This window comes from Paraburkholderia sediminicola (assembly GCF_902859805.1).
Classification (GTDB): domain Bacteria; phylum Pseudomonadota; class Gammaproteobacteria; order Burkholderiales; family Burkholderiaceae; genus Paraburkholderia; species Paraburkholderia sediminicola.
In genome coordinates, this window is record NZ_CADIKC010000001.1 from 125,125 (window position 1) to 148,061 (window position 22,937).

Annotated in this window: 22 protein-coding genes; 9 read left to right on the forward strand and 13 right to left on the reverse strand. The window is 60.0% G+C overall.

Translation table 11 applies throughout. From position 1 onward, the window contains the following. Positions 1-250 precede the first annotated feature (250 nt). A complete protein-coding gene (locus R8871_RS00570) occupies positions 251-643 on the reverse strand; it encodes a carboxymuconolactone decarboxylase family protein (protein ID WP_175048562.1) in 393 nt (130 codons plus the stop codon). 149 nt (positions 644-792) lie between these two features. Between R8871_RS00570 and R8871_RS00575 the strand changes: the two genes are divergently transcribed. After that, positions 793-1,686 (forward strand): LysR family transcriptional regulator, encoded by an 894-nt coding sequence (locus R8871_RS00575; RefSeq protein WP_175048563.1) that lies wholly within the window; start codon positions 793-795, stop codon positions 1,684-1,686. 235 nt (positions 1,687-1,921) lie between these two features. Here R8871_RS00575 and R8871_RS00580 read toward each other — a convergent pair whose 3' ends face one another. After that, positions 1,922-2,716: an SDR family NAD(P)-dependent oxidoreductase gene (locus R8871_RS00580; protein ID WP_175048564.1), complete on the reverse strand. Its 795-nt coding sequence runs from the start codon at positions 2,714-2,716 to the stop codon at positions 1,922-1,924. Positions 2,717-2,820: 104 nt separating this feature from the next. Here R8871_RS00580 and R8871_RS00585 point away from each other — a divergent pair, with 104 nt between their 5' ends. Both R8871_RS00585 and R8871_RS00590 read left to right on the forward strand, forming a co-directional pair. Beyond that, complete coding sequence (locus tag R8871_RS00585; protein ID WP_175048565.1) at positions 2,821-3,711, forward strand: LysR family transcriptional regulator; 891 nt, start codon at positions 2,821-2,823, stop codon at positions 3,709-3,711. A gap of 213 nt (positions 3,712-3,924) precedes the next feature. Further along, a complete protein-coding gene (locus tag R8871_RS00590; RefSeq protein ID WP_175048566.1) occupies positions 3,925-4,830 on the forward strand; it encodes a patatin-like phospholipase family protein in 906 nt (301 codons plus the stop codon). A 97-nt stretch (positions 4,831-4,927) separates the two neighbouring features. Here R8871_RS00590 and R8871_RS00595 read toward each other — a convergent pair whose 3' ends face one another. Beyond that, on the reverse strand, positions 4,928-5,338 hold the full coding sequence (locus tag R8871_RS00595) for a cupin domain-containing protein (RefSeq protein ID WP_175048567.1): 411 nt from the start codon (positions 5,336-5,338) through the stop codon (positions 4,928-4,930). A gap of 446 nt (positions 5,339-5,784) precedes the next feature. Here R8871_RS00595 and R8871_RS00600 point away from each other — a divergent pair, with 446 nt between their 5' ends. Then, positions 5,785-6,678, forward strand: a complete 894-nt coding sequence (locus R8871_RS00600) for an alpha/beta fold hydrolase (protein ID WP_246287284.1) — start codon at positions 5,785-5,787, stop codon at positions 6,676-6,678. A 197-nt stretch (positions 6,679-6,875) separates the two neighbouring features. On the opposite strand, the gene R8871_RS00605 is transcribed toward R8871_RS00600, so the two are convergent. After that, positions 6,876-8,321, reverse strand: coding sequence for a DEAD/DEAH box helicase (locus R8871_RS00605; RefSeq protein WP_175048568.1), 1,446 nt, complete (start codon positions 8,319-8,321; stop codon positions 6,876-6,878). Between the two features lie 221 nt (positions 8,322-8,542). On the opposite strand from R8871_RS00605, the gene R8871_RS00610 reads away from it, so the two are divergent. From R8871_RS00610 to R8871_RS00620, 3 genes are all read left to right on the forward strand, one after another. After that, entirely contained in the window at positions 8,543-9,265 is a 723-nt protein-coding gene (locus tag R8871_RS00610; RefSeq protein ID WP_175048569.1) for a helix-turn-helix transcriptional regulator, read from the forward strand. A 32-nt stretch (positions 9,266-9,297) separates the two neighbouring features. Beyond that, the gene (locus R8871_RS00615; protein WP_175048570.1) at positions 9,298-9,672 is read left to right on the forward strand and encodes a VOC family protein; all 375 of its coding nucleotides are present in this window, start codon (positions 9,298-9,300) and stop codon (positions 9,670-9,672) included. Positions 9,673-9,954: 282 nt separating this feature from the next. Further along, entirely contained in the window at positions 9,955-10,143 is a 189-nt protein-coding gene (locus tag R8871_RS00620; protein ID WP_175048571.1) for a hypothetical protein, read from the forward strand. A gap of 6 nt (positions 10,144-10,149) precedes the next feature. On the opposite strand, the gene R8871_RS00625 is transcribed toward R8871_RS00620, so the two are convergent. Then, positions 10,150-10,359: a hypothetical protein gene (locus R8871_RS00625; protein WP_175048572.1), complete on the reverse strand. Its 210-nt coding sequence runs from the start codon at positions 10,357-10,359 to the stop codon at positions 10,150-10,152. A gap of 171 nt (positions 10,360-10,530) precedes the next feature. On the opposite strand from R8871_RS00625, the gene R8871_RS00630 reads away from it, so the two are divergent. Beyond that, entirely contained in the window at positions 10,531-12,210 is a 1,680-nt protein-coding gene (locus R8871_RS00630) for an ABC-F family ATP-binding cassette domain-containing protein (RefSeq protein ID WP_175048573.1), read from the forward strand. Positions 12,211-12,417: 207 nt separating this feature from the next. On the opposite strand, the gene R8871_RS00635 is transcribed toward R8871_RS00630, so the two are convergent. The 3 genes from R8871_RS00635 to R8871_RS00645 all read right to left on the reverse strand — a co-directional run bounded on the left by R8871_RS00635 (position 12,418) and on the right by R8871_RS00645 (position 15,848). Further along, the gene (locus tag R8871_RS00635) at positions 12,418-13,119 is read right to left on the reverse strand and encodes a formylglycine-generating enzyme family protein (protein ID WP_175048574.1); all 702 of its coding nucleotides are present in this window, start codon (positions 13,117-13,119) and stop codon (positions 12,418-12,420) included. A gap of 389 nt (positions 13,120-13,508) precedes the next feature. After that, complete coding sequence (locus R8871_RS00640; protein ID WP_175048575.1) at positions 13,509-15,194, reverse strand: phospholipase C; 1,686 nt, start codon at positions 15,192-15,194, stop codon at positions 13,509-13,511. 243 nt (positions 15,195-15,437) lie between these two features. Further along, complete coding sequence (locus R8871_RS00645) at positions 15,438-15,848, reverse strand: VOC family protein (protein ID WP_175048576.1); 411 nt, start codon at positions 15,846-15,848, stop codon at positions 15,438-15,440. Positions 15,849-16,362: 514 nt separating this feature from the next. Here R8871_RS00645 and R8871_RS00650 point away from each other — a divergent pair. Next, positions 16,363-17,277, forward strand: coding sequence for a LysR family transcriptional regulator (locus tag R8871_RS00650; protein ID WP_175048577.1), 915 nt, complete (start codon positions 16,363-16,365; stop codon positions 17,275-17,277). Between the two features lie 51 nt (positions 17,278-17,328). Here the strand turns inward: R8871_RS00650 and R8871_RS00655 are convergent, their stop codons facing one another. The 5 genes from R8871_RS00655 to R8871_RS00675 all read right to left on the reverse strand — a co-directional run bounded on the left by R8871_RS00655 (position 17,329) and on the right by R8871_RS00675 (position 22,906). After that, the gene (locus R8871_RS00655; protein WP_175048578.1) at positions 17,329-18,204 is read right to left on the reverse strand and encodes an MBL fold metallo-hydrolase; all 876 of its coding nucleotides are present in this window, start codon (positions 18,202-18,204) and stop codon (positions 17,329-17,331) included. Then, positions 18,197-19,519 (reverse strand): MFS transporter, encoded by a 1,323-nt coding sequence (locus R8871_RS00660; protein WP_175048579.1) that lies wholly within the window; start codon positions 19,517-19,519, stop codon positions 18,197-18,199. Before R8871_RS00660 ends, R8871_RS00655 begins: the two co-directional genes overlap by 8 nt. Positions 19,520-19,533: 14 nt before the next feature. Beyond that, positions 19,534-20,547: a succinylglutamate desuccinylase/aspartoacylase family protein gene (locus R8871_RS00665; protein WP_175048580.1), complete on the reverse strand. Its 1,014-nt coding sequence runs from the start codon at positions 20,545-20,547 to the stop codon at positions 19,534-19,536. A 328-nt stretch (positions 20,548-20,875) separates the two neighbouring features. Then, on the reverse strand, positions 20,876-21,376 hold the full coding sequence (locus R8871_RS00670) for a DinB family protein (protein ID WP_175048581.1): 501 nt from the start codon (positions 21,374-21,376) through the stop codon (positions 20,876-20,878). A gap of 57 nt (positions 21,377-21,433) precedes the next feature. Continuing rightward, on the reverse strand, positions 21,434-22,906 hold the full coding sequence (locus R8871_RS00675) for an MFS transporter (RefSeq protein WP_175048582.1): 1,473 nt from the start codon (positions 22,904-22,906) through the stop codon (positions 21,434-21,436). Positions 22,907-22,937: the final 31 nt, after the last annotated feature.

Below are 22,937 nucleotides of genomic sequence, written 5' to 3' on the forward strand. Positions count from 1 at the left end.
GCGCTCCTCGATAGAGGCAGGCGCGACGACGGCGACGGCGGAGGAGGTGTAGTTAGGCGTCTCAGAAATTCCCAAAAGCCGTGACGCGACGTTCTCTGCGGGCGTGGTTACTGCCACGAGATGCGCTCCTCACTAAATACCTCGATGACCGCTCTTGAGAAAGACGAAAGTCCCTTGTGGGTCGGTAGCTGCCTCTGCCCCCCCGCGGCCGACACCAGAACCCGGCTATCCCCACCCCGGCCCCGTCACCTCAATCGAGTGGTAGCTGTATCCCAGACTCTGCGAATACCTCGCGTACGACGGACAATCCGTTCAGCGCCGCCGGAAATCCCGCGTAGACCGCCATCTGCATCACAACTTCCACCACCTCGCCTGGTTTGCAGCCGACGTGCAATGCGGCATGAACATGCACACGAAGCTGGGGTTGCGCATTTCCAAGTGCGCATAGCGCTGCGACTGTTGCCAGTTCCCGTTCGCGCAAGCCAAGCCCTTCCCGCGCGTAGATGTCGCCGAAAGAGAACTCAACCACATAGCGCGCAAAGTCCGGAAACGATTTTGCCAGCGCTTCGACCACCTGGATACCGGTCACGCCATCCACTGCAGCCAGCATCTTTGAGCCGCGCTCGTAACGTTCAGCGCTCATTGGCCACCTCCTTTACGATCTCGCCGAACAATTCGGGCCAAGGCAGCATTGCGAGCAAGGTTCATGGTGTTCTCCAGAAATGTTGATGCGGCCACTGTAGAGCCAGTCCCCGGCAAGCGGAATGACCAAGTTCGTGATACCTTTTTGATATGTCTGATCATCTCGATTCCCGATCCCTTTTGCTCTTCCTTGCCGTTGCGGATGCGCTGAGCTTCCGCCAGGCGGCCGAGACGCTGCACCTTTCTCAACCGCCATTGAGCCGGGCGATTCGAGAACTCGAGGAGCGGTTGGGAGCGCGGCTGTTCGACCGCAACACGAAGGGCGTGACGCTCACCGCCGCTGGAGAAAAGCTGCTTCCCTATGCACGCAATATTGCGAAATTGCTTCGCGAGGCCGAAGCAGCGCTCACGACCCAAGGCTTACCGGCCAACCTTCGGTTAGGCCTGACCAGTGCCGTGGAACCGGCCTGGTTTCGCGGGCTGGCGCAACGAGTGCAAGCAACTCATCCCGGAACGGTCGTGTCGACCTTCTCCGATACATCACCGCGGCTCATTCGTCAGCTTCGCGCCGGCAAACTGGATGCAGCCTTCATAGCGCTGCCGACGGACGCGCATGGGCTGGATGTGCTGGAGCTCGACCGGCTGCCGATGGTCGTGGCGATACCCTCAACCCATCATCTGGCGAAGCGCAGAACAGTAGGTCTCGCGGACCTGGCACGTGAAAAGGTCTTCTGGTTCGAGCGAGCGCGACAGCCCGCGTTCTACGACCACTGCCAGGCGGTTTTCTCACGCCATGGGTTCGCCCCGTCAAAACTGAGGGAGCCATCGGACCATCACGTTCTACTGGGTGACGTCGCGAACGGACGTGGTATAGCCCTGCTGCCGAAATCGTTCACCGCTTTGAAGCGGGCAGGCGTCGTCTACAGGTCGCTGGTCGAGGGCGAGGCACTATCGGTTGGCATCGGACTCGCGTCGCGCGCCGACCGGCCAGGCGTACGAGAAACACTGGCAGCAGCGGCAGAAGTGAACCAGCCGGACGTTTAGATGGCCTGTCGAATTGCTTGAACTCTGTCGGCCAGCAGCAGCCGGGCAAGTGCCTGGCCGATGGCGCCAAAACCTATGATCGCCTAGCTCATGAGATAGGCCGGGCTGATGGCTGGAGTGGAATTGCCCGTACGAATTTAGGAGCATTTGAATTGGGCTGTCGTCTACTCCGGGAGGGAACCGATGGTTTGGTCCCTTCCCGAAGCCGCGTTGAACGAGTGAAAAAGCGTGCGCCCTATGCAATTGTCCGAACGACACCGCCGTCGACACGCAAGGAAGTCCCTGTTGTCGCCGACGCCTGCTCCGAGCAGACATAGACGACCAGGTTTGCGACTTCTTCGGTTGTCGCGAAGCGATTGAGGAGCGTGGTCGGGCGATTCGTTTTCAGGAACTGCTGCTCGGCTTCCTCACGCGTAATGCCTTGCGCATCTGCGTTCGCCTGGGCCCAACCACCCATGATCTCCGAATTCGTCGGACCCGGGAGAACCGAATTAACGGTGACGCCCGTTCCGCCGACCACCTCGGCCAAACCCCTCGCAATGGCGAGCTGAGCGGTCTTGGTCGTGGCGTAGTCGATCATGTCCTTGGGGATGGCAAGCGCGGACTCGCTGCTGATGAAGACAACGCGCCCCCAGCCGCGCTTCGTCATGTTCGGCACATAGTGGCGGGAGGCGCGAATGCCGCTCATGACGTTAAGTTCGAAGAGATCGATCCACTCGCGGTCCTCAATTTCGAAGAAGGACTTCCAACGCCCAGTCCCCACATTGTTGACGAGAATGTCCGCATCCGGCGCCTGAGCGAATAACTCCGCCGCGCCTTCCGGGGTCGCAAGATCGGCGATGACGCCGGTAAACTCCGTCTTCGGCAAGAGTTCGCGAAGCTCCCGAAGCGCCGTGGAGACGCGCTTCTCTGTGCGGCCGTTGATCACGACCGCGGCGCCTGCGCGCCCCAGCCCTTCTGCAATGGCTCGGCCGATACCCGCCGTTGACCCGGTAACGACCGCCGTGCGGCCAGTGAGATCGATATTCATGGGACCAGTCCTTCAACGTGTGGAGAAAGCTGGATTGTGGGTGATGTCTGAATCAATGATAATGGCTTAATTTGTCATAATATTAATTCCATGGGGGAATTAGTATGGATCGATTCAACGAATTAAGCGCCTTCATAGCCGTGGTGGAAGCAGGCGGTTTTACCGCCGCCGCGCGTAGAACGGGTGATTCACAGTCGGCAATCAGTAAGGCTATTGGCGCGCTCGAGAAGCGCCTCGGCGTGGTGTTATTTAACCGAAATACGCGCAGCGTGACCCTGACGGATCAGGGGCAGAGATACTACGATCGGGCAAAACCGCTGCTTGACGAGATGGATGATGCCGACAGCGAACTGACCAGCAGCACGCATGATGTCTCAGGTCTGATCAGGATCGCTGCATCAGGTACATTCGGCCGTCTTCATGTCTTGCCGCTGATCCCCGAGCTGTTATCACTCAATCCTGGCCTTCAGGTCGATCTCATTCTCTCGGACTTCGTGCGAGATATGGTGGAGGACGGGATCGATCTGGCGATCCGGGTGGGGCCTGTCAACGATCCCGACGCGGTCGCCAGACGCGTGGCCAGCACTCCCCTCGTATGCGTCGGATCCCGTCGCTACTTCGAGCAACACGGAATGCCAAAGACCCCCGCCGAGCTCGTTGATCACAATTGCCTTGTATATAGCGGCTTGACGGAGTCAACGCATTGGCCTTTTGTAGGACCAGAAGGTCGATTTATCGCGTCCGTGCGCGGAAATCTCACGTCCAACAGTATCGAAACGATCCGGGCTGGTGTTCTCGCCGGTGTGGGAATCGGCCTGTTCGCCAAAGTCTCTCTTGCCGATGATCTCCGGCATCCGGACGTCATCACCGTTCTCGACGAATTTATAGGCGACGCCAGAGACATAAGCCTCGTCTGGCCGAGACGCCGGTTTGTACCGGCGCGTGTGCGACGGGTCACCGATTTTTTCGCAGAGGCCATACCGCAGCGCATTTAGATGTTCTTGCGACAGAACCTTCGAGGTGACCGTTTGCCGAGCTAACTTGTCCTCGCTGTCATTTCTAGCCAGCATCCGCGACTAAGCTCATGAAACAGACAGCGAACCATTTACGACGGTCGATCTGGGTGTTGTATTCCCAGACCGTGCCTGCGCACCGGGAAACGCAGCATCGCGCTTACATGCCCCGTTAGACTGAGCAGTAGACACCTAATGTCCACTCAACATCCCATTCGACCTGATCTGTCCGCCTCGTCTCGTCGCCCCGCATTGACCGCGTTCGTTTTCGCGGGCGGCGGCAGTCTGGGCGCGATTGAGGTAGGCATGCTGCGTGAGCTGCTTAATTGCGGCGAGTACCCCGACTGTGTGGTCGGCGCGTCCGCTGGCGCGATCAACGCCGCCTACTTCTCGGGGTGCCCCGACCGCAGCGGCGTGGCCATGCTCGAGGCGCTATGGTGTCGCATCCGTCGGCAAGACATCATGCCGTTCTCGATGCTCGGCTTGCTCGATATGGTCCTGCGTCGCCGTCCGCACCTCGTCGAGGCGACAGCGCTACGCGTACTGCTAGAAAAGAACCTGGCATATGCGCGTGTGGAGCAAGCGGCAATGCCGCTGCATATTGTCGCCACCGACATGCTCGCGGGCAATGAGGTTGTCATCTCGTCCGGTCCGGTGGTGGACGCGGTGTTGGCGAGCGCCGCGATTCCAGGCGTGTTCCCGCCGGTGAGAATCGGCGGCGTGGATCTCGTTGACGGCGGCGTCGCCAATAACACGCCCATTTCGGTAGCCGTCGCGCTCGGCGCGACCCGCATCGTCGTGCTGCCCGCAGGCTTCGCGTGCGCGTTGAGAATGCCGCCTGCCAGCGCAATCGCCCAGGCAATGCATGCGCTGACGCTTGTCATCGCACGCCAACTTGTACGCGACCTGGAGTTCTATTCAACCCGCGCCGAGATATTCGTAGTGCCACCCCTGTGCCCACTCGAGGTCTCGCCCTATGACTATACGCAGTGCGACCGCCTGATCAATCGGGCTGCTGAGAAAACCCGCGCCTGGTTGGGCGATGGCGGTCTCGAGCGAGCGGCTGTTCCTGGTGAACTCCGAGACCACTCACATGCGTGACGTTGAGAATGGGTCGGTTCAAATCAACCGTCGGCTAGAGGATAAATTCGCCGCTAAATGACGTGGGCCGCACATGTCATAGTGTTCGCCAAGCAGATCAATGCAATGGATCGAGAAATGGTGTGTCTGGGTCACTGGCATAAAATACAACGACGCGGAGCGAATCGCTATTGCTGCGGTTATAACCGGTCATCTTCACATGCGGTGGCTCTACCATCGCCTGACCTTGCGTCACGGTGACTGGCGCCATGCCTTCCATCTCCAGAGTGAAGGCACCCTCCAGCACATAGACCGTCACCGGAAACCTGTGTGTATGAAAGACGGTTTTATCGCCGGGTTTGAAAGCCGCTGTCAGGACGCGTAGTTCCTGCTTTTCGCCTCTCGGCATGCCATCGACAATTTGCTGAAGCAGTATTTGAGGCTTGACGGCTCCCGACTCCTGTGCGGCACAAGGTAGGAAAAAGCCCACGGCGATGGCTGCTAAAGCCAGACTGGCGATCGTTTTCACAATGTGTGCTCCATTCGAAGGTCTTGCCAAAGGATTCCGAAGTATCTGGCTGATCGCCACGAGGCTGCGAGGCGCGTTCTTGATGCCAGGCGAGCGCGCGCCTCATTAGCTTTTTATTTCTGTGACTTATGTGCATGAGGGCACACTGTCGGTAAGGTGCGTTAAGAAGTGCCCAGCCGCTTAACGCCCTTTGGGAGACTGCACCCGTTCAAGGTTGCATGCAAGTGATGGAGCAAATAACCGTTTTGCAGCCTGTTCCTGCCGATCGGGAGGCCTGCGTCCGCCGTCGCTTGAGGATCGATCTGAGACGGCTGTTGTCGGACTCAGTTCGGCCAGCTGTGGACGTTCGACCAGGTTCCGATGCAGAAGTCCGAGCGGCTCCTCATGGCCAAACTCCGGGCAATCACCCCAGCGAGGCGCCTGCCTATTGACCCTCGTTCGAGCGATTGATAGGATGGTGGCACTTTCAAAACGCCCTCCCGGTTTGCCGGGAGGGCGCTTCGTTTTGGTTCCCACAGTCCAAATGGAACCTTGAAATGAAAGCCCCCCTCGAAGCCCGTCCGGGATCGAAAGCCCGCCTCGGATATGTCCGGTATGGCAATGGCCCGGTTCACGTGCTGGTCATGCATGACTGGCTCGCTGACCACTCCAGTTACGAAGCGGTGATGCCCTGGCTCGATGGCCACGCGTTCACATACGTTTTCGTCGATTTGCGCGGCTACGGACAATCCATCGAATTGGCCGGTGAATTCACGATAAAGGAAATTGCCGCCGATTGCCTCATGCTTGTGGATCAACTCGGCTGGAGGCGATTCCACGTAATCGGCCACTCGATGACGGGCATGATCACGCAACGCATCGCTGCGGACGTTCCGTCTCGCGTCGCGAGCGCGATCGCTGTGTGTCCGGTTTCGGCCGCTGGAAATCGGTTGAGTCCAGAGGCTCTGGCTTTCTTTGTCAGCACGGTGGAAGACGATGGCGCCCTTCGGCGGCTGTTCAAGTTCGTTTCCGGAGGCCTTTCCGACGCGTGGGCTGATCGCAAGGTGCAACAAAGCCGCGACACGGTGGCACCAGCGTGCCGGCGGCGCTACCTCGAAATGCTGGTCAAGGCTGACTTCGTCGATGACGTTCGAGGCCTTGAAACACCGTACTTGATCATTATCGGCGACAAAGATCCCGGGCTCGATTCGGAGGCAATGAGGCGTACCTTTCTCGCATGGCATCCGAATGCAAGCCTGCACGTTATCCCCAACTGCGGCCACTATCCGATGCAAGAGTGCCCGCCTTATTTCGCAACCGTCATCGAGGACTTCCTGAAGCGCGAAGTCCCCCTGAACTGAACGGCTGAAGGCAAGACCTCGATCGGACGCTCGCTACGCACGATTTGAACGTCCGTTCGACCCCGAAGGTGTTATCGATTCTGGATCCAGTGCGCCGTTACCCGCCGACCTGATACACGCCGAAGCCGCGCCGCTGCCTGCCAGTGGGCCACAAACCGCCAACCTGCTCCAAGGTTGGCGTTACTCATCCCCACGGATCAGGGTTGGCGTTTGCCGCGGCCACTAGCGGGTTTGCCAGCCGGCTTACGTGAACCCGCAGCTGGCTTGCTGGCGGGTTTGCTGCGTGGCTTTTGCACGCTGAACGGGCTACCGCTGGTAAAGCTTGTGCTACTACCTTCGGCCACAGCGCGTTGCGCCGCAGGCTTGCGTTTGTTTTCGCCACCTTGCGGACGCGGTTTGTTGCTGAGCACCTGCGTGGCGCCCGGCGCAGCTTGCGGCACTTTCGGCTTCTTCGGCTTTTTGGGTTTCTTGATGATCTCGCCTGTCGCGCTAGTTTGCGGCACGCGGTGTTCGGCTTCAAAACCCGGCTCTTCTTCACGGCGCAGCGTCTGCCGGATCAGCGCTTCAATCGCGGCCAGTTGCGGTGCTTCGTCGGCACACACAAGGGACACCGCCACGCCGCTGGCGCCCGCGCGGCCGGTACGGCCAATACGATGCACATAATCTTGCGCCACGATCGGCAGATCAACGTTGATCACCAGCGGCAGGTCGTCGATATCCAGCCCGCGCGCAGCCACATCGGTGGCTACCAGCATATGTACTTCGCCCGTCTTGAAGCGCTCCAGCGCACGCAGGCGCGCGGGCTGCGGTTTGTCGCCGTGGATGGTGTCGACCGCATAGCCCGCGTCATCCAGCATGGCCGCCAGGTAGTCCACGCCAATGCGGGTTTTGACGAACACCAGCGCGTGCTGCCAGTTGTTCTCAGCCACAAGGTGCATGAAGAGGTCAGGCTTGTTCTTTTTATCCACCGTCACCACCCACTGCTTGATCTTGCTCGCGGTGGCGTTCGGCGGGCTGACGCTGATGTTGATCGGGTCACGCAGAATGCCCGCCGCCATCGCGCGGATCTCGTCGGAAAACGTGGCAGAGAACAGCAGGGTCTGGCGCTGAGCGGGCAAGGCAGCAAAAACGGCGTTGAGTTCGCGCTCAAAGCCCAGATCCAGCATGCGGTCGGCTTCATCCAGCACCAGCGTTTGCACCTGATCAAACTGCACTGCGTTCTGGCGATGGAGATCGAGCAAACGGCCCGGTGTGGCAACGAGCACATCCACGCCTTTGCGCAACTTCATCATCTGCGGGTTGATACTCACACCGCCGTAGGCTGCGAGAAACCGCAAGTCGAGGCCTTTGCCGTACTCGACAAAGCTTTGCAGCACCTGTTCGGCCAGTTCACGCGTGGGCACCAGCACCAGAACACGCGCGCGGTTGCTGGACACCGCCGGTCCGTGTTGCACGAGCCGTTGCAGCAGCGGCAGCGCAAAACCCGCCGTTTTGCCAGTGCCGGTCTGTGCCGCAGCCATGACATCCTTGCCACTGAGCACAACAGGAATCGCCTTGGCCTGCACCGGCGTAGGTGTCTGGTAATTGAGGCCCTGCAGATTACGCAGCAAGGGATCGATCAGGCCAAGCGAGGCAAAAGACATTGGCGTATTCCGGGCTAAAGCCGCAATTCTAGCGGTTACCGCCTGATCGCGCGGCGCAGATCGATGGTCAAAAAGATCGACGTTGATCTCCACTGAAAAACGTAGCGCTCCACACAGATCGTCAACAATGCGATATCTATCTGGAAGCAACCTGCTGCATTCGGTTCGAAGCAACCGATCGCGTCGTCGATTTACTTGAGTTCCGATATCAGGATCAACATATGGCCCGCTCTGAACGTCTTCTTAGTCTCCTGCAAGTGCTGCGGCGTTACCGACGTCCCGTGCGTGGGCAAGCTTTGGCCGAGGAGCTCGGTGTGAGCATCCGCACGCTATACCGGGACATCGCCAGTTTGCAGGCGCAAGGCGCGATGATCGAGGGGGAACCCGGCGTTGGTTACGTGATGAAACCCGGTTTCATGCTGCCGCCAATGATGTTCCGCTCAGAGGAACTCGATGCTTTGGTTCTAGGCATGCGCTGGGTGGCTGATCGCTGCGACAAGACGCTATCGGACGGCGCGCTGAGCGCGCTTGCGAAGATAGCCGCCGTACTGCCCACTGAACTGCGTCGCGAACTGGAGGAATCGTCGCTGCTAGTCGGCGCGCCGTTGAAGAGGCATGCCTATAAAGTCTCGTCGGACCTTCTGCGCGCGGCAGTCCGGGCAGAGCGAAAGCTTGATATTACTTATATGGACAGCAGCGGTGCTGTCTCGCAACGCATAGTTTGGCCATTTGCCTTGGTGTATTTCGACCAGGCCAGAGTGCTCATGTGTTGGTGTGAGCTTCGCGCAGACTTTCGGAATTTCCGCTCGGACCGCATCTTGAGTGTCGAGGAAATGGAGGAGCGCTACCCCAAAAGACGATCAACGCTGCTTCGCGAGTGGCGTAAAGCCAATCACGCAGCTAGCCGGACGATACTGCCAGAATCTGACAGTATCGCCTCTTAGACTGAGCTCTCTTTCTTAGCCAGGAGCTCAAAATGAAGTTTGCGTCCGTTCGTGTTGTTACCCAGGATATCGAAGGTCTGGTTGAGTTTTACCGAAGACTTTCCGGTCTCGAGGCTGCACGGCCGGCTGACGGGTTTGCGGAAATACACTTCGAAGGCGCGGTGCTTGCGATTTCCTCTGAGCACCTGATCAAGCTGTTCAATGTCGGTGCCGCCACTGCGGCTGCGAATCGGTCGGCGATCCTGGAGTTTGAAGTGGAGGACGTCGATGCAGTGTTCGAACGGATGAATGCGTCGGGAACCGAAATCGTTATGCCGACGACGTTGATGCCGTGGGGCAATCGCTCTCTCCTGCTGCGCGACCCGGATGGGAATCTCGTCAACATATTTTCTCGACCCAGGCGTTGAGGGCCGCTTGTGGGAGTGAGCGGGCAAGTGCTTTGTTGGCCCGTCAGCCAGTAGGACCCGACGTGATTCTGATTTGCCCCTCCTTTTCGCGTTGCCGACAACTCTCTACGGCCCCAATCTTGCCGTAATGGTAATTGTCGCAGTGATTACCGGCGCGGAAGCATTGGTAATCGATGCCGTCTTTGTCCCGGGTATTTGCCCGATTTGCGTCGAATCGCGCTGGTTACACTCGCCTCTGCGTTTTCGCGCTTGCTCAGACCATCGGGGACAGAGGGGAAAAACATGATCCACAGTAGTCGACGCTGCCTGGTTGCGCGCAACCGGGTTCGGCAAATTCTTCTGGTCACTGCGCTCGCATTTGCCTGCAGTCTGCAAGGCTGCGCCACGTCGCTCGAGACGTTCGGGCTCGGCGCGGGTGTGGGGATCGCCGGCGCTTTCGGTCTGCTCGGCTGCGCTATCGGGTGCCATTAAGCATCGTCAGAGTTCGAGTGACAGTTCGTTGTATGCGGCCGCGTCGCCGGCAGGCGGCGGGGCCGTGCAGATAAGCGCATGGCCTGGCTCGATAAGGGCGGCGGCGGCGGGTTCCGCATACGCGACGCGGCCGTTCCACGTCGCGTCGGTTGTGATATTGCGAAAGTGGGGGCGGCGTGCGGGAGAGCGTCCTTCCGGCAAGGAGCTGTCACTCACCGTCTGTTCGCTGGCGCCGCGGCCGGAACCGCCCGCTGCGCCAATGCCCGCCTCGCTTTGAGGCCGGTGGGCGCCGCAACGCGCAAGCGGCTCTTCAGTCGTGCGGCGAGAAAACAGACTGCCCTGTACGTCGGTGGGCTATCATGCCTGTCCTCTCCGAAGTAGCTCCTTATGATTTCCGTCCGTAATGTCACGCTGCGCCGTGGCGTCAATGTCGTACTCGACGGCGCGTCCGTCACCTTCACCCCCGGCGAAAAGATTGGCCTTGTCGGCCGCAATGGCGCCGGCAAGTCGTCTTTCTTCGGCCTTCTCAACGGCACGCTGCACGAAGACGGCGGCGAGTTCTCGATTCCCGCGGCATGGAAGATGGGCCAGGTCGCGCAGGAGATGCCGGAGACCGAGCAAAGTGCGACGGACTTCGTCATCGACGGTGACACCATCCTGCTGGCCGCGCAGGCCGAAGTAACCGCCGCTGAAGCCAGCGACGACGGCATGCGCATGGCGCACGCCTACATGGCCCTGCACGACGCCGGTGCACACGATGCTCCCGCACGCGCTCAGGCGCTGATCCAGGGCCTGGGGTTCAGTGCTGCGCAGCTTAGCCAGCCGGTCAACAGCTTCTCCGGCGGCTGGCGCATGCGACTGCAACTGGCGCGCGCGCTCATGTGCCCGTCCGACTTGCTGCTGCTCGACGAACCGACCAATCACCTTGACCTCGACGCGCTGGTCTGGCTGGAAGCGTGGCTCAAGCGCTACGAAGGGACCATGGTCGTGATCAGCCACGACCGCGAATTCCTCGACGCAGTGACTCAGGTGACCGTACACGTCGACAACGCCAAGCTGGTGCGTTATGGCGGCAACTACAGCAAATTCGAAGAGATGCGCGCCGAGCAACTGCTGTTGCAGCAGGCCGCAATGGCGAGGCAGGCGGACAAGATCGCCCACCTGCAGAAATTCATCGACCGCTTCAAGGCCAAGGCCTCGAAGGCAAAGCAGGCGCAGAGCCGGGTCAAGGCGCTCGAACGCATGGAGAAGATCGCACCGGTGCTTGCCGACGCGGAGTTCACCTTCGAGTTCAAGGAGCCGCTCAACGTCCCGAACCCGCTGCTATCGATGCTGGACGCGAGCTTCGGCTACCCCGCGCCGACCGACGCAGCGCCGGACACGCCGCCAACGGTCATTGTGCGGGGCATCAACCGCTCCGTGCTGGCCGGGCAGCGCATCGGCATTCTCGGTGCCAACGGTCAGGGCAAGTCGACGCTGGTGAAGACAGTGGCGCACGAGCTGGCGCCGATTGCCGGCGAAATCAGCGAAGGCAAAGGCCTGAACATCGGCTACTTCGCACAGCAGGAACTCGACGTGCTGCGTCCTCTCGACACGCCGCTGGAACACATGATCCGCCTTGCGAAGGACACGCCGGCGCACCTGCGTGCCCCCGGCCAGAGCGGCACCGAGCAATCGCTTCGTACCTTCCTCGGCACCTTCAACTTCAGTGGCGACATGGTCCATCAGGCGGTCGGCACGATGAGCGGCGGCGAAAAGGCGCGGCTCGTGTTGTGCATGATCGTGTGGCAGCGCCCTAACCTGCTGCTGCTGGACGAGCCTACCAACCACCTCGACCTGGCCACACGCGAAGCGCTAGGCATGGCACTCAACGAATTCGAAGGCACAGTGTTGCTGGTCAGTCACGACCGGTCCCTGCTGCGCGCGGTATGTGACGAGTTCTGGCTCGTCACCAAGGGCGGCGTCGAGCCCTTCGACGGCGATCTGGACGATTACCAGCAGTTCCTGCGCGACGAAGCCCGTCGCATGCGCGAGCAGGCTGCCGGGGATCAGAAGGTCACCGCCTGAGAACCTCCTTGCAGTTCCTGTCTGGAAGCTGCGATAGCGCTCGCATCGGGTCGAAGGGCCGCTTAGGCGGCGCTTGGGGCCGCTTAGGGCCTCTTAGGGCCGGCCAAGGAGGTTCGGCCCTGGCTCGCTGTCGCAGCCTCCCTCGCGGCCCTTCTGGTTCCAGATTCGACCGACGCGGCTAGTCCGCAAAGCCAGATGCGCGCGCGACTACCCGCAACTTGAGTCAAGCGATCGGGCAACCCGAAAGCCAAGATCATCGATTGCAAATGTCGGATGGCTACGCCGCCGATTCGTAGCAAGGCAGCCTCTTTCAGCATCAGCCCAACCACCGCCACGAAACACCCGATACGAACCGTAGACATCCGGGTCGTATAGATCGGTGCACCACTCCCAAACGTTGCCTAGCGTATCGGAAAGCCCCCAGTCATTTGCCCGCTTCTGACCGACCTCATGCGTGCGGCCTCCGGAGTTTTCTCTATACCAGGCTATATCGCCGAGTTCACCGTATCTCGGACCATCTGTTCCGGCGCGGCATGCGTATTCCCATTCGGCTTCGGTGGGCAGGCGATAGCCGTTGCCCTCTGGAACGAGAGAAGCTCCCGTTTCATCGCCATGAAATTCATAACAGTCGAGAAGGCCGGCAGCCTTCGATAGCATGTTGCAGAACCGGGCGGCATCAATCCAGGACACGTTCACTACTGGACATTGCGCGGTGACATAGGAAGATGGCGATTGTCCGGTTACCGCAGCATATTGCGCCTGAGTGACGGGATAGCGGCCGATCGCAAAGCGCGGCAGTTTGACGGACCACGTACGGCCTATCCTATCGTCCCTCAATGCAATGGTTCCTGCAGGAACGTGTACCGTTTGTACATCGATTGTTTCGGACGGAAGTTCCATTTTCTTCATGACGATGAAAGCGGCTCACGGTGGAAAATGGCTCCAATTGTAGTGTCTCGCGACGCAGGCCTCGTATTGACGCAAATAGCATTCACCGAGCATTCAAGCCGCATTGAGCATCTGCGTAGGGTAATGAGAGTGTTTCCTTCGTTACGCGCTTCGTGCGAGGCGATGATCGAGCAAAGTCAGCGATGGATGCGCAAGGCTTGAACGGCTGGGAATGGCCGTTTTGGAGAAATCTGACGGGCTGTTGTGGGTCGAACCGAAACGGTCAACATCGATCTCAGTTCCGTCATCAACGCTCAGTTGGCGCAGCAAGGAAGATCGTCGAGGCCACAGCCCGGCAACAGCGGGCTGTGGCGCAACACATTCATCGCCGGACGGACAAGCGCTACGCGTCAGATGGATGGAGGTGTCTTGACGGGCAAGCCAGAGCTCGGATCGAGGTAGAGCCTGCTCTCCCGGTGCTCATCGTGGCGTCGGTTGAAATCGAACATCCCTGTGATACTGCCCGCCGTCGCGTCGAACGAGCCGCCTCCGATCCGCTGGCCGTCAAGCCAGTTGTCTTCGATGAACCGCACTACTGACGACTGATCGATCAGCGTATGGTCGACGTAGTTCTGTTTCGCCCACGGCGAAATCACAACAAACGGGGTGCGGGTACCGGGACCGCAGCGGCCGTTCACAGGTTTGCCCTTCAATCCGTCGGGTCCAGTACCTGAGCCGCAAATGCCTGACCCGGTCAACTGATCCGCGACCGGGTCGAACGAAGCGCTCGTCGGCAGCGTATAGGCATGGTCGTACCAGCCGTCGGAGTCATCCCAGGCCACGATCACGGCCGTGTCACGCCAATCCGGTTGCTGTTGCAGGAAGTTGACGACCTTCGTAACGAACGCCTGTTCATCAAGCGGATCCGAGTACCCGGCGTGACCGTCCTGATAGGCAGGCGCCTTCAGGAAGCTCACCGCAGGGAAATTTCCGGCTTGAACAGCGCGATAGAAATCGTCGATATCGTACTGGTGATTCGCGGGATCGACGCTCGAGCGATGTGCCTCGTAGGTATGCCCGATGGCCGACACCGAACTGGGGCGCAAATGCTTGGGGTTTGACGTCGACGCGTAGTACTGGAACCAGTTGTGGTGCGGAATGTAGTCGGCCGTGGCGGAGCCAACCACTTGCGAGGTCGTGCTCCGTTTGCATCCTGTCGTTCCGTTGCTGTTCGTGGCCGACAGATTGAAGCCGCCCATGAAGCCGCCCCACGTAATGTTGCGCGCGTTGAGCAGGTCGCCGATATTCTTGCCGGTCATCTGCGCGGTATCGGTGGTGCTCGAGCATTGATCGTAGGCAGGATCGACGTCGTTGATCATCGTGAATCCGCCTTGGCCGTCGTTGACGTAATACGAGCCGGCCGTCGAAGGCTGTTTCGACGTCAAGACGACTTTCATGCCGTTGGTCTGTCCTGAGACGACTTCGAGCGCACCTGGCGTCGACGGACCATATGTCGCTGTATAGGCGTTATCGCTGATCGCGAAGTTCTGCGCATAGTTCCAGAGCGCCGTGACCGTATTGCCGTCGTAGTAACCCATCACCTGGCCGGCCGTGCCGAACGCACCGGCGCCGCCCGTGGTGCCGTTGCCGGTGTATTTCGGAAAGAGGTCTGCATGGCCGTTGTCATATGCCTGCTGCTCGGCCGTGTACGCATGGTTCTGGTCGGCCGTGGCCGCCTGCGTGCGATCGAGACGGAACGGATTGGCCGCGGCGGTGCCATTGGCGGAATTCGTATAGTTCGGGTTGGCCGTCAACAACGTGCCCGACAAGCCGTTTACTTCTGGCGTGCCGGCTTGCGCTGCAAACGCAGGTTCTCCCGGCGGATTTGCCGCATGTGGGTAGGTCGCAAAATAGTGATCGAACGATACGTTCTCCCCATAGATCACTACCAGATGCTTGATGGGTGTGGCTGTATGGACTTCGTCGTGCCGGGAGCCATGCTGGTCCCCGTCGTGGTCTTCGCTAGCGCTCCACGCCGCCGTCGTCGCAAGCGCGACAGCCGTGAGCGAGATAAAGGTAATCCGACGCCAAAGCATTGTGTGGCTCCCAGTAGAGTTACCCAAAGATAATCGCGCGGCCGGGATGGCTTATCTAACCTGCTTCACAACGCTGATCTGATCCGGCAATAGAGAGCCACGCGGCGGTTGCAGTCCAGCAGGCGCCAATCATTCAAACACGCACGCGTGAATGATTGGCGTCAGGAAGCTTTCATGTTGTTTCGATTCGCGATCTGCGTATCGGGGCGTCGACTCGATCGTGGCCGGGAAGATCGGTTGAAGCTATACGTCTTTGGCCAACTTTGACTGGATCCCGGCGGCCGAAAAGTCGCGGAGATGGGTGGCAATTTGCCAGGTGTTTCCCCACGGATCTCTTACCATCGCTCGCCTGTCGCCGTATGGCAGGTCGGCCGGAACTTCGAGCGAGATCGCATTCGCCGCAATCGCTCGCTGGTAGGTCGAATCGGTATCCTCAACGTAGACATACAGAAATGCCGGCATCGGATCGCGAAGACCGTCTCCGCCGCTAACCATCACGACGGAATCGCCGATCATGATTTCGGCAGGCAACCCGTGACGAAACTCGCCCTGTGCCTGAAAAACCATCTTGATGAAAGTGATCAGGTTTTCCGGATCGCGTACGACGATTCGGGGCGTAACGGTATGCCATCCATCAGGTTGAAATTTAGCCATGTTGCGCAGCCTCGGAAGAGATTCGCAAGGGCATTATTGTCCGCCGAGCGCCGGATGTCCGCAAAGGGACGTGTCCTGCGGGTCGCCAAATGGAACCGTTCGGCCACCAGGAGACCTTCACCTTCCGCCAGTGAGTGGCAGCAACCTGGATGTGAGCCGCCATTTGACCCGGCGGCGGTAACCGGCAACTCGACGGAAACAGGCCTTCGCTACCGAGGTCACGCCGCGCAAAAAGTATCAGGCGGAACGCTTATTTGACGAGGGACACATTTGAACATTGCTTGTATAGCGGTCTCGCGCAGTCTCCAGTCATGGCGTCCGCAGTTGTTCCGTTAGCATGTTCTCACCCGGCTTACGCGTTCGAAGTACGATATCGCTTGTCGCTCACGATACGTGCGGGACTTGATTAACGGTGTCACGGCATTCGATTCCGGGATCACGTGGCACGCAGGAACATCATTGATCGATCAACCGCTTTCTGTCAGCGGCTGGTTCCCGAAGACTGAGGAGAAGTGTGGAACTACGCCATTTGAGGTATTTCGCGGCGGTCGCCGAAAATCAAAGTTTCAGGCTGGCCGCCGAACGTATCAACATCACACAACCAGCAATAACGCGCCAGATTCAGGATCTGGAGGAGATGCTTGGTGTGCGTTTGTTCGATCGCACCCCACAAGGGGTCAAGCTCACTGCCGCAGGTGAGCTGTTCCTCCGTGAGGTTCGCAAATCACTGGGCATCCTGGAGTCGGCAACGCGCGCCGTCAAACTCGTCGCGTCGGGGCTGCAGGGCTCCTTACGCATCGGCGCGGTTGAGAACGCGAGTTGGGACGGTTTCGTGCCGGATGCATTTAGCCGCTTCCAGCGTGAAGCACCCGAGGTGAGCATTCATATAGCGCCGATGAACACCCCGGAGCAGGTCGCCGAGATTCTGGGCGGTACGCTCGACGGCGGTTTCGTCTACACGTACGGCGAACTTTCCCGTGCATTGAGCTTGCGGCCGCTTGCCGTCGGCGGCGTGGTTGCAGCTGTGCCGCGAAGTTGGAACCTGCCGGAAGGCAAACCGATCTCCGCGCGCGACCTCAACGGTCAACCGGTTGTCTGTTTCTCGAGGCAAACATATCCGGCGTACTACGACACGCTTGTCACAGCATGCCGCGAAGCCGGACTGACTTTAAACGTCGTGCAGGAGGTGCCGACCGAGGCAGCTATTCTGTCACTGGTATCGGCCGGAGTGGGTGCAGCGATCGTCAATGCTGCGAACATGGGACGCCCGCCTGCGCGTGTGCAGTTCCTGCCATTTACCGATCTGTCGATTCCGATGCCGCTTGCATTTGCCTATATCGAAGACAACCCCAATGCGGCGTTGCAGCGATTGCTTCGCGTTCTCGACGCGATACTGGATCAGGGCACACAGGATGGCACAGCGGCATGAGCGCCGACAGCGCGGTACGCGGCTTACCGGTCGCCCGGCAGACCATCGGCCTCAGAGAAACTGCCACATGAAGCTGTCACCGGCTCGCGACACCACGCCCGCCGAAGTCCCTGCGAAATGCGGAGTGAACACTGTCGCACCCGTGTCGGCCGTGAGGTCGATGAACCACTGCCGCGACAGATTCGCGCGAGCTTTATCCGCGCAGAACACCGAACTCCACGCCGGGCGGCACACCTGAATCGGGTGATGCCACACATCACCGCTAAAGAACGCATGCGCACCCGCCGACTCGATTTCGATCGACATGTGCCCGGCACTGTGGCCCGGCGTCGGATGAAAGCGAATTCCCGGAAGGTATTCGCCGCCATCCGGACCGATCTCTTCGGAGCGCCTCGCTTCGATCACTGGCAGCACACTGTCTTCGAAAACCATGCGGCGGCTTTCGCCAGCCGGCGTGTCGAAGAACTCGCGCTCGATCTTTGAGAACACGTATCGGGCATTGGGAAACGTCGGCACCCAGCGGCCGTCGACAAGCCGGGTATTCCATCCGACATGATCGACGTGCAGGTGCGTGAGCAGCACGAGGTCGACCTCTTCCGGTTTGACTCCCGCGCGCTCAAGCCGCTCGAGCCAGGGCGTATTCAACTGGTGAAAGAGCGCGCTAAATGGGCGGTTCTTATGATTGCCGCTCGCGGTGTCAACCAGAATGATCTTCCCGCCGATTCGCACAACCCAGGTGTTGACGCTCAGCAGGAAGTTTTCTCCGGCCTCGTCTACATGTGCGTTCGTCAGCCACCCGCGATGTTCTTCGAGCACAGCTGGGTCGAAATCGGCGAACAGCTTGCCGGTATTCAACTGAAAGCGTTGTTCCTCCACACGGGTAACGGTCGCGTCGCCAACGCGATAGATCGTCGATTGCTCATCCATGATGTCGTTCCGTCTTGCGTTCGATGGGATTCAAAAGCATTGCCACAGCGCCGGCGAACGCGATGGCAACGATCGTGAACATGCCCGCCTGCATGCTGCCTGTCAGGGATTTGATGCAGCCGATGATGATCGGACTTGCAAAGCCGCCGAGTGCGCCGCAAATGTTGATGAAGGCAATGCCACCCGCGACGGCCCCGCTGCCGAGGTACCCTGCCGGCAGGGCCCATAGAACAGTGTATGACGCCCAGAGCATGGCAGTGGCGATCGTGATGGCGGGCAGCGCGATTGCGAGGTCGGTGGGATGCAGCGCGGCGATAGCAAGTGCAGCGGCGCCGGCGATACTCGCTACCGCGCTATGGCGCCGGCGTTCATTGCGGCGATCTGAGCTGCGACAGAGCCATCCCATCACGGCAATCGCCGCAATGTATGGAATCGACGACCACAGGCCGATCGCCATCGTGCCCGCGAGGCCGGCTGTCCTGAGGATCGTCGGCAGCCAGAAACTCACCGTGTAAATGCCCGCGATCACACAGAAGTTGCTGAACGCGAGCGTAAGCACACGCAGGTCGCAGACAACCGTACGCAGTGAGTGATGCCTGGTCTCGCTGGACGCGCGATGCGCACGGGCCGTTTCGAGATCTTCATCAAGTAACGCCTTCTCGTCAGTTGACAGCCAGCGCGCCTGCTGTGGACGATCATCGAGAAAGAAGAATGCAATCACCCCCAGCACGCAGCACGGAAGGCCTTCGAGGAGGAACATCCATTGCCAGCCTTCGAGGCCGTGTGCACCGGCGAGCGACGTCATCGCCCAGCTCGACAGAGGGCCGCCGAGCACGCCGCCAATCGGCCCCGCCCACATGACGATCGCCATCGCGCGTGCCGTCCGGGACGGCGCGTACCAGTAAGTCAGGTACAGCACCATACCAGGCGCGAACCCTGCCTCGAACACGCCAAGCAGAAAACGCAACGCATAAAACGTGTGCACGTCCCGCACGAATAACATCGATGCTGACGTGATACCCCACAGCACCATGATCCGCGAGAGCGTCTTACGCGCGCCGATTCTCGGCAGCAGCAGGTTGCTGGGAATTTCGAATAGCACGTAGCCGATGAAAAAAATGCCGGCGGCGACGCCATAGGCAGCATCGGAGAACGCGAGCTCGGTCTGCATCTGAAGCTTGGCGAAGCCAATGTTGATGCGATCGAGGTACGCGAGCATGTAGCAGAGCGTCAGAAACGGCAGTAGCCGCCAGGTAATCCTGCGATAAAGCGCGTCGCGCCCGTCGACGCCTGCAATAAGGGGAATAGCGGCCATCGTTCTCTCCGCGCTCATTGAGCCTGGGTACTGGACGCGATCAGCGCGACGCAATCGCCTGGCTCGACGCTCGCGAATGAACGGACAACCATGACCGTTCCTGCGCCCCGAAACCTGAGTTCAACGGGAGCGGCCCATGGCGCATGTGGATCGAACACCCGGCCGGCCAGTTGACCGTCCTTAACCGCGTCGCCGATCCTGAATGTGGGCTCGAAGATCCCGCGCGTCGACGAGAAAACATAGTGCCGCTCGCCCTGGACGCTCAGCCAGCGTGTGTCGTAGCGTGGCGGGGGCAGCGTCTCGCGGGATTCGATGCCGAGCACCGACAGCACCCGCTGCAAGCCTTCCTCGACAATCGCGAGACCATCCGGATTGCATGTCGAATAGCCGCCGAATTCGCCGCACAGGAACAGCTTGCCATGCCGCTCGATTGCCGCGCCATAAGTGCGGTCCTCGCCGAGCAGGTCCATCACCATCGCGTAGGGTGACGCAAATGCATCGATGATTCTCTGGTAGGCGCTGCGTCGCCCGGGATCGGCGGGTGGAGCGACCAGCAAGGTCGGCAGATGATCGAATGACGCGCCGCCCGCATGAATGTCGAAAACAAAGTCGGCGCGCGGGAACAGTTCGGTATCCACGTAATGGGCAATCATCTCCGTGACCGAACCGTCGCGACGTCCCGGAAAAATCCGGTTCATATTGGCACCGTCGATCGGCGAGGTGCGCCGGCCGGCGAGAAACGCCGGAAAGTTAAGCCCCGGCACGACGATCAGGCGGCCGTTGATCTGCATCGACGGCATTCGCTGCAGCAGTTTCATCAATGCGATCGGACCTTCGTATTCGTCGCCGTGATTGCCGCCCGTCAGCAACGCGGTCGGACCGCCGCCGTTCTTGAGTACGGCAATCGGAATCGGGATATGGCCGTATGCGGAACGGTCAACTGAATGCGGCACACGCAGCGTGCCGGTCTGAAAGCCATTCTTGTCGAAATCGATGTCCGTCGATATGCGGGAACGGTCGGTCGCCATATCTTTGTCTCCGGTATGTTGGCGTGCTGCGCAGCGGCGGATGCAAATGGCGCGGCGACACCCGTACTATCGGAAATCAGTCCGATTTACGCCAATGCCGATTGATGGCTGTCGCGATGCCTCAGGGGCATCACGCTTTTCAGGGAGAGATGAATGCGAGTGCGCGGCGCAGATGTAACGACGGCGCATGGTGTCGTCGTCGCTTCCCGTGGCGGAAGCGCGATGCGCAGCGCGTGGGCGCAGATGGGCGGAAGGCAAACTACATAACAGCCCCCAGTGCACGGAACCGCCGCGACACCAGAGACCAGCACCGGACTAAATAACGCTGTCAGTAACTCCCCGACTGTTGCCGCAGAAACACCGGCATATCCGTGGCTGGCGGGAAAATGTCGAGCGTGTAAAGAATGGCCGCTGCATGGCCACGATGGTAGGTGGTGTGGTTCACCACGTGCAAAACCATATCCCGACGAGTCATGCGCCCTGTACCACCGCCAATGAACTCAAATTGCACGATTTCTGCCAGTTCGTCTTCCGTAGCTGCATCGGCGTAGTTCACATACCACTCGTCAATGCTCCGTTGCCTGGCAGCTAATTCCTCGAATGTCGGCCAGGTTTCGGGATTGCGTGTAGTCAAATTGTGAGGTTTGCCAAGCAGGTGACATTGCCAGACGTAATCCATTGCATACGAATGGTTGAGCGTCCCAATCAGGCTGCGAAAGCTGATTGGCCGCGGTGCGATAAGCTCTGCAGCGGGAACGGAAGCCACGACTGACAGAAACAGCTCGTCCGCCCAGGCTTTGTAGCGTGTAAGAGTTTGTGTGGCTTTCATAAAACCTCCTATCTGTGTACGGCGAATAGTCCTTTGCTCGACCCGTGCATCGAATCACTACCTGGAAATCTTCTCCAGTTCGAGTCCCTTCGTCCGCGGCCCCATCAAGCCGATCGCCAGCATGACGATCAGCATCGCGCCTGCAATGAACACGAACACGCCCGTCGTGCCGAAGTGCTTCAATACCGCCGCGATCAGGAATGCCGTGAAAATCGCCGAGAAACGGCTCCACGAATAGACGAAGCCCACTGCCCGCGCGCGGATACTGGTCGGAAAGAGCTCGGTCTGATAGGCATGGTAGCTGTACGAAATGATGTTGCCCGCAAGCGTCAGACACACGCCGAGGCTCACCAGCAACACCGCGCCGGACGCCTGACTGAACCACAGCCCGCACACGATATTCACGGCCGCCATCACCACGATCACCGTCTTGCGCTCGAAGCGGTCGCCGATAAAAAGGCCGATCACCGGACCAATCGGCGCGGCCAACGCGATCACGCTCGAATACATCAGGCTCGTGGTGATCGTAATGCCCTGCTTGATCAGCAGCGTCGGCACCCAGTTCGCAAAGCCGTAAAAACCGACGGTCTGGAAGATATTGAAGATCGTCATCATCAGCGTGCGGCTGCGGTACGGCGGCACCCACATATCGCGGAAGCTGCCGCGCGGCGCAACCGGTGCGGGCGGCGCCGCCGGCGGCGGCAGTTCACGGCCATATTCGGTGCGTACTTTCGCTTCGAGCTCGCTCATCACGCGATCGGCTTCGGCGAGACGCCCTTGTTGCGCGAGCCAACGCGGGCTTTCCGGCAACGCGCGCCGGATCCACCATACAAACAGCGCTCCGTGTGCGCCGATCAGCACCACCCAGCGCCAGCCGTCAAGGCCGAACAGCGTGCGCGGCACCAATAGATAAGAGAGAAAAGCCACCACTGGGACGGCCGTAAAACCAACCGCCTGCTCGCATGCGAAAGCGCGGCCGCGAATCTGCTTGGGGACCAGCTCCGAAATGTACGTACCGATTGTCACGAGCTCGACGCCGATACCGACGCCCGCCACGAAGCGCCAGAAGTTCAAACCCGTGGCTGTTTCCTGAAACGCCATCACAACGTTGGCCGCCGTGTACCACAGCAGCGAATACGTGAATACGGCGCGGCGGCCGAAGCGATCCGCCAGGAAGCCGCACGCGATCGTGCCGATGAACAGTCCGCTGAACAGTGCGGCGATGAAACTCGCGACGCCGGTCGAGCCGAACAGACCGTGCGTGGTTGCAGTCAGCAGGCCGCTTTTGACGAGGCCAGGCGCCACGTAGCCCGAGTACAGCAGGTCGTACAGTTCGAAGAAGAAGCCGAGGCTCAGCAGCACCACCAGCTTCCAGACGGAACGCGTGGCGGGCAGCCGGTCGAGGCGCGCGGAGATGCTGCCGGCGTCGAGCGTGCTGGATGCTGCGGACGCCGCGGCAGTTGCGCTTGCGCAAGACGCCGCGCCGCCGGCGTTGCGCGCGACGGACCCAGCGTGATCGGGGGATGCCATATTGTTTGTCTCCTGGTGATGCGGGTCATTC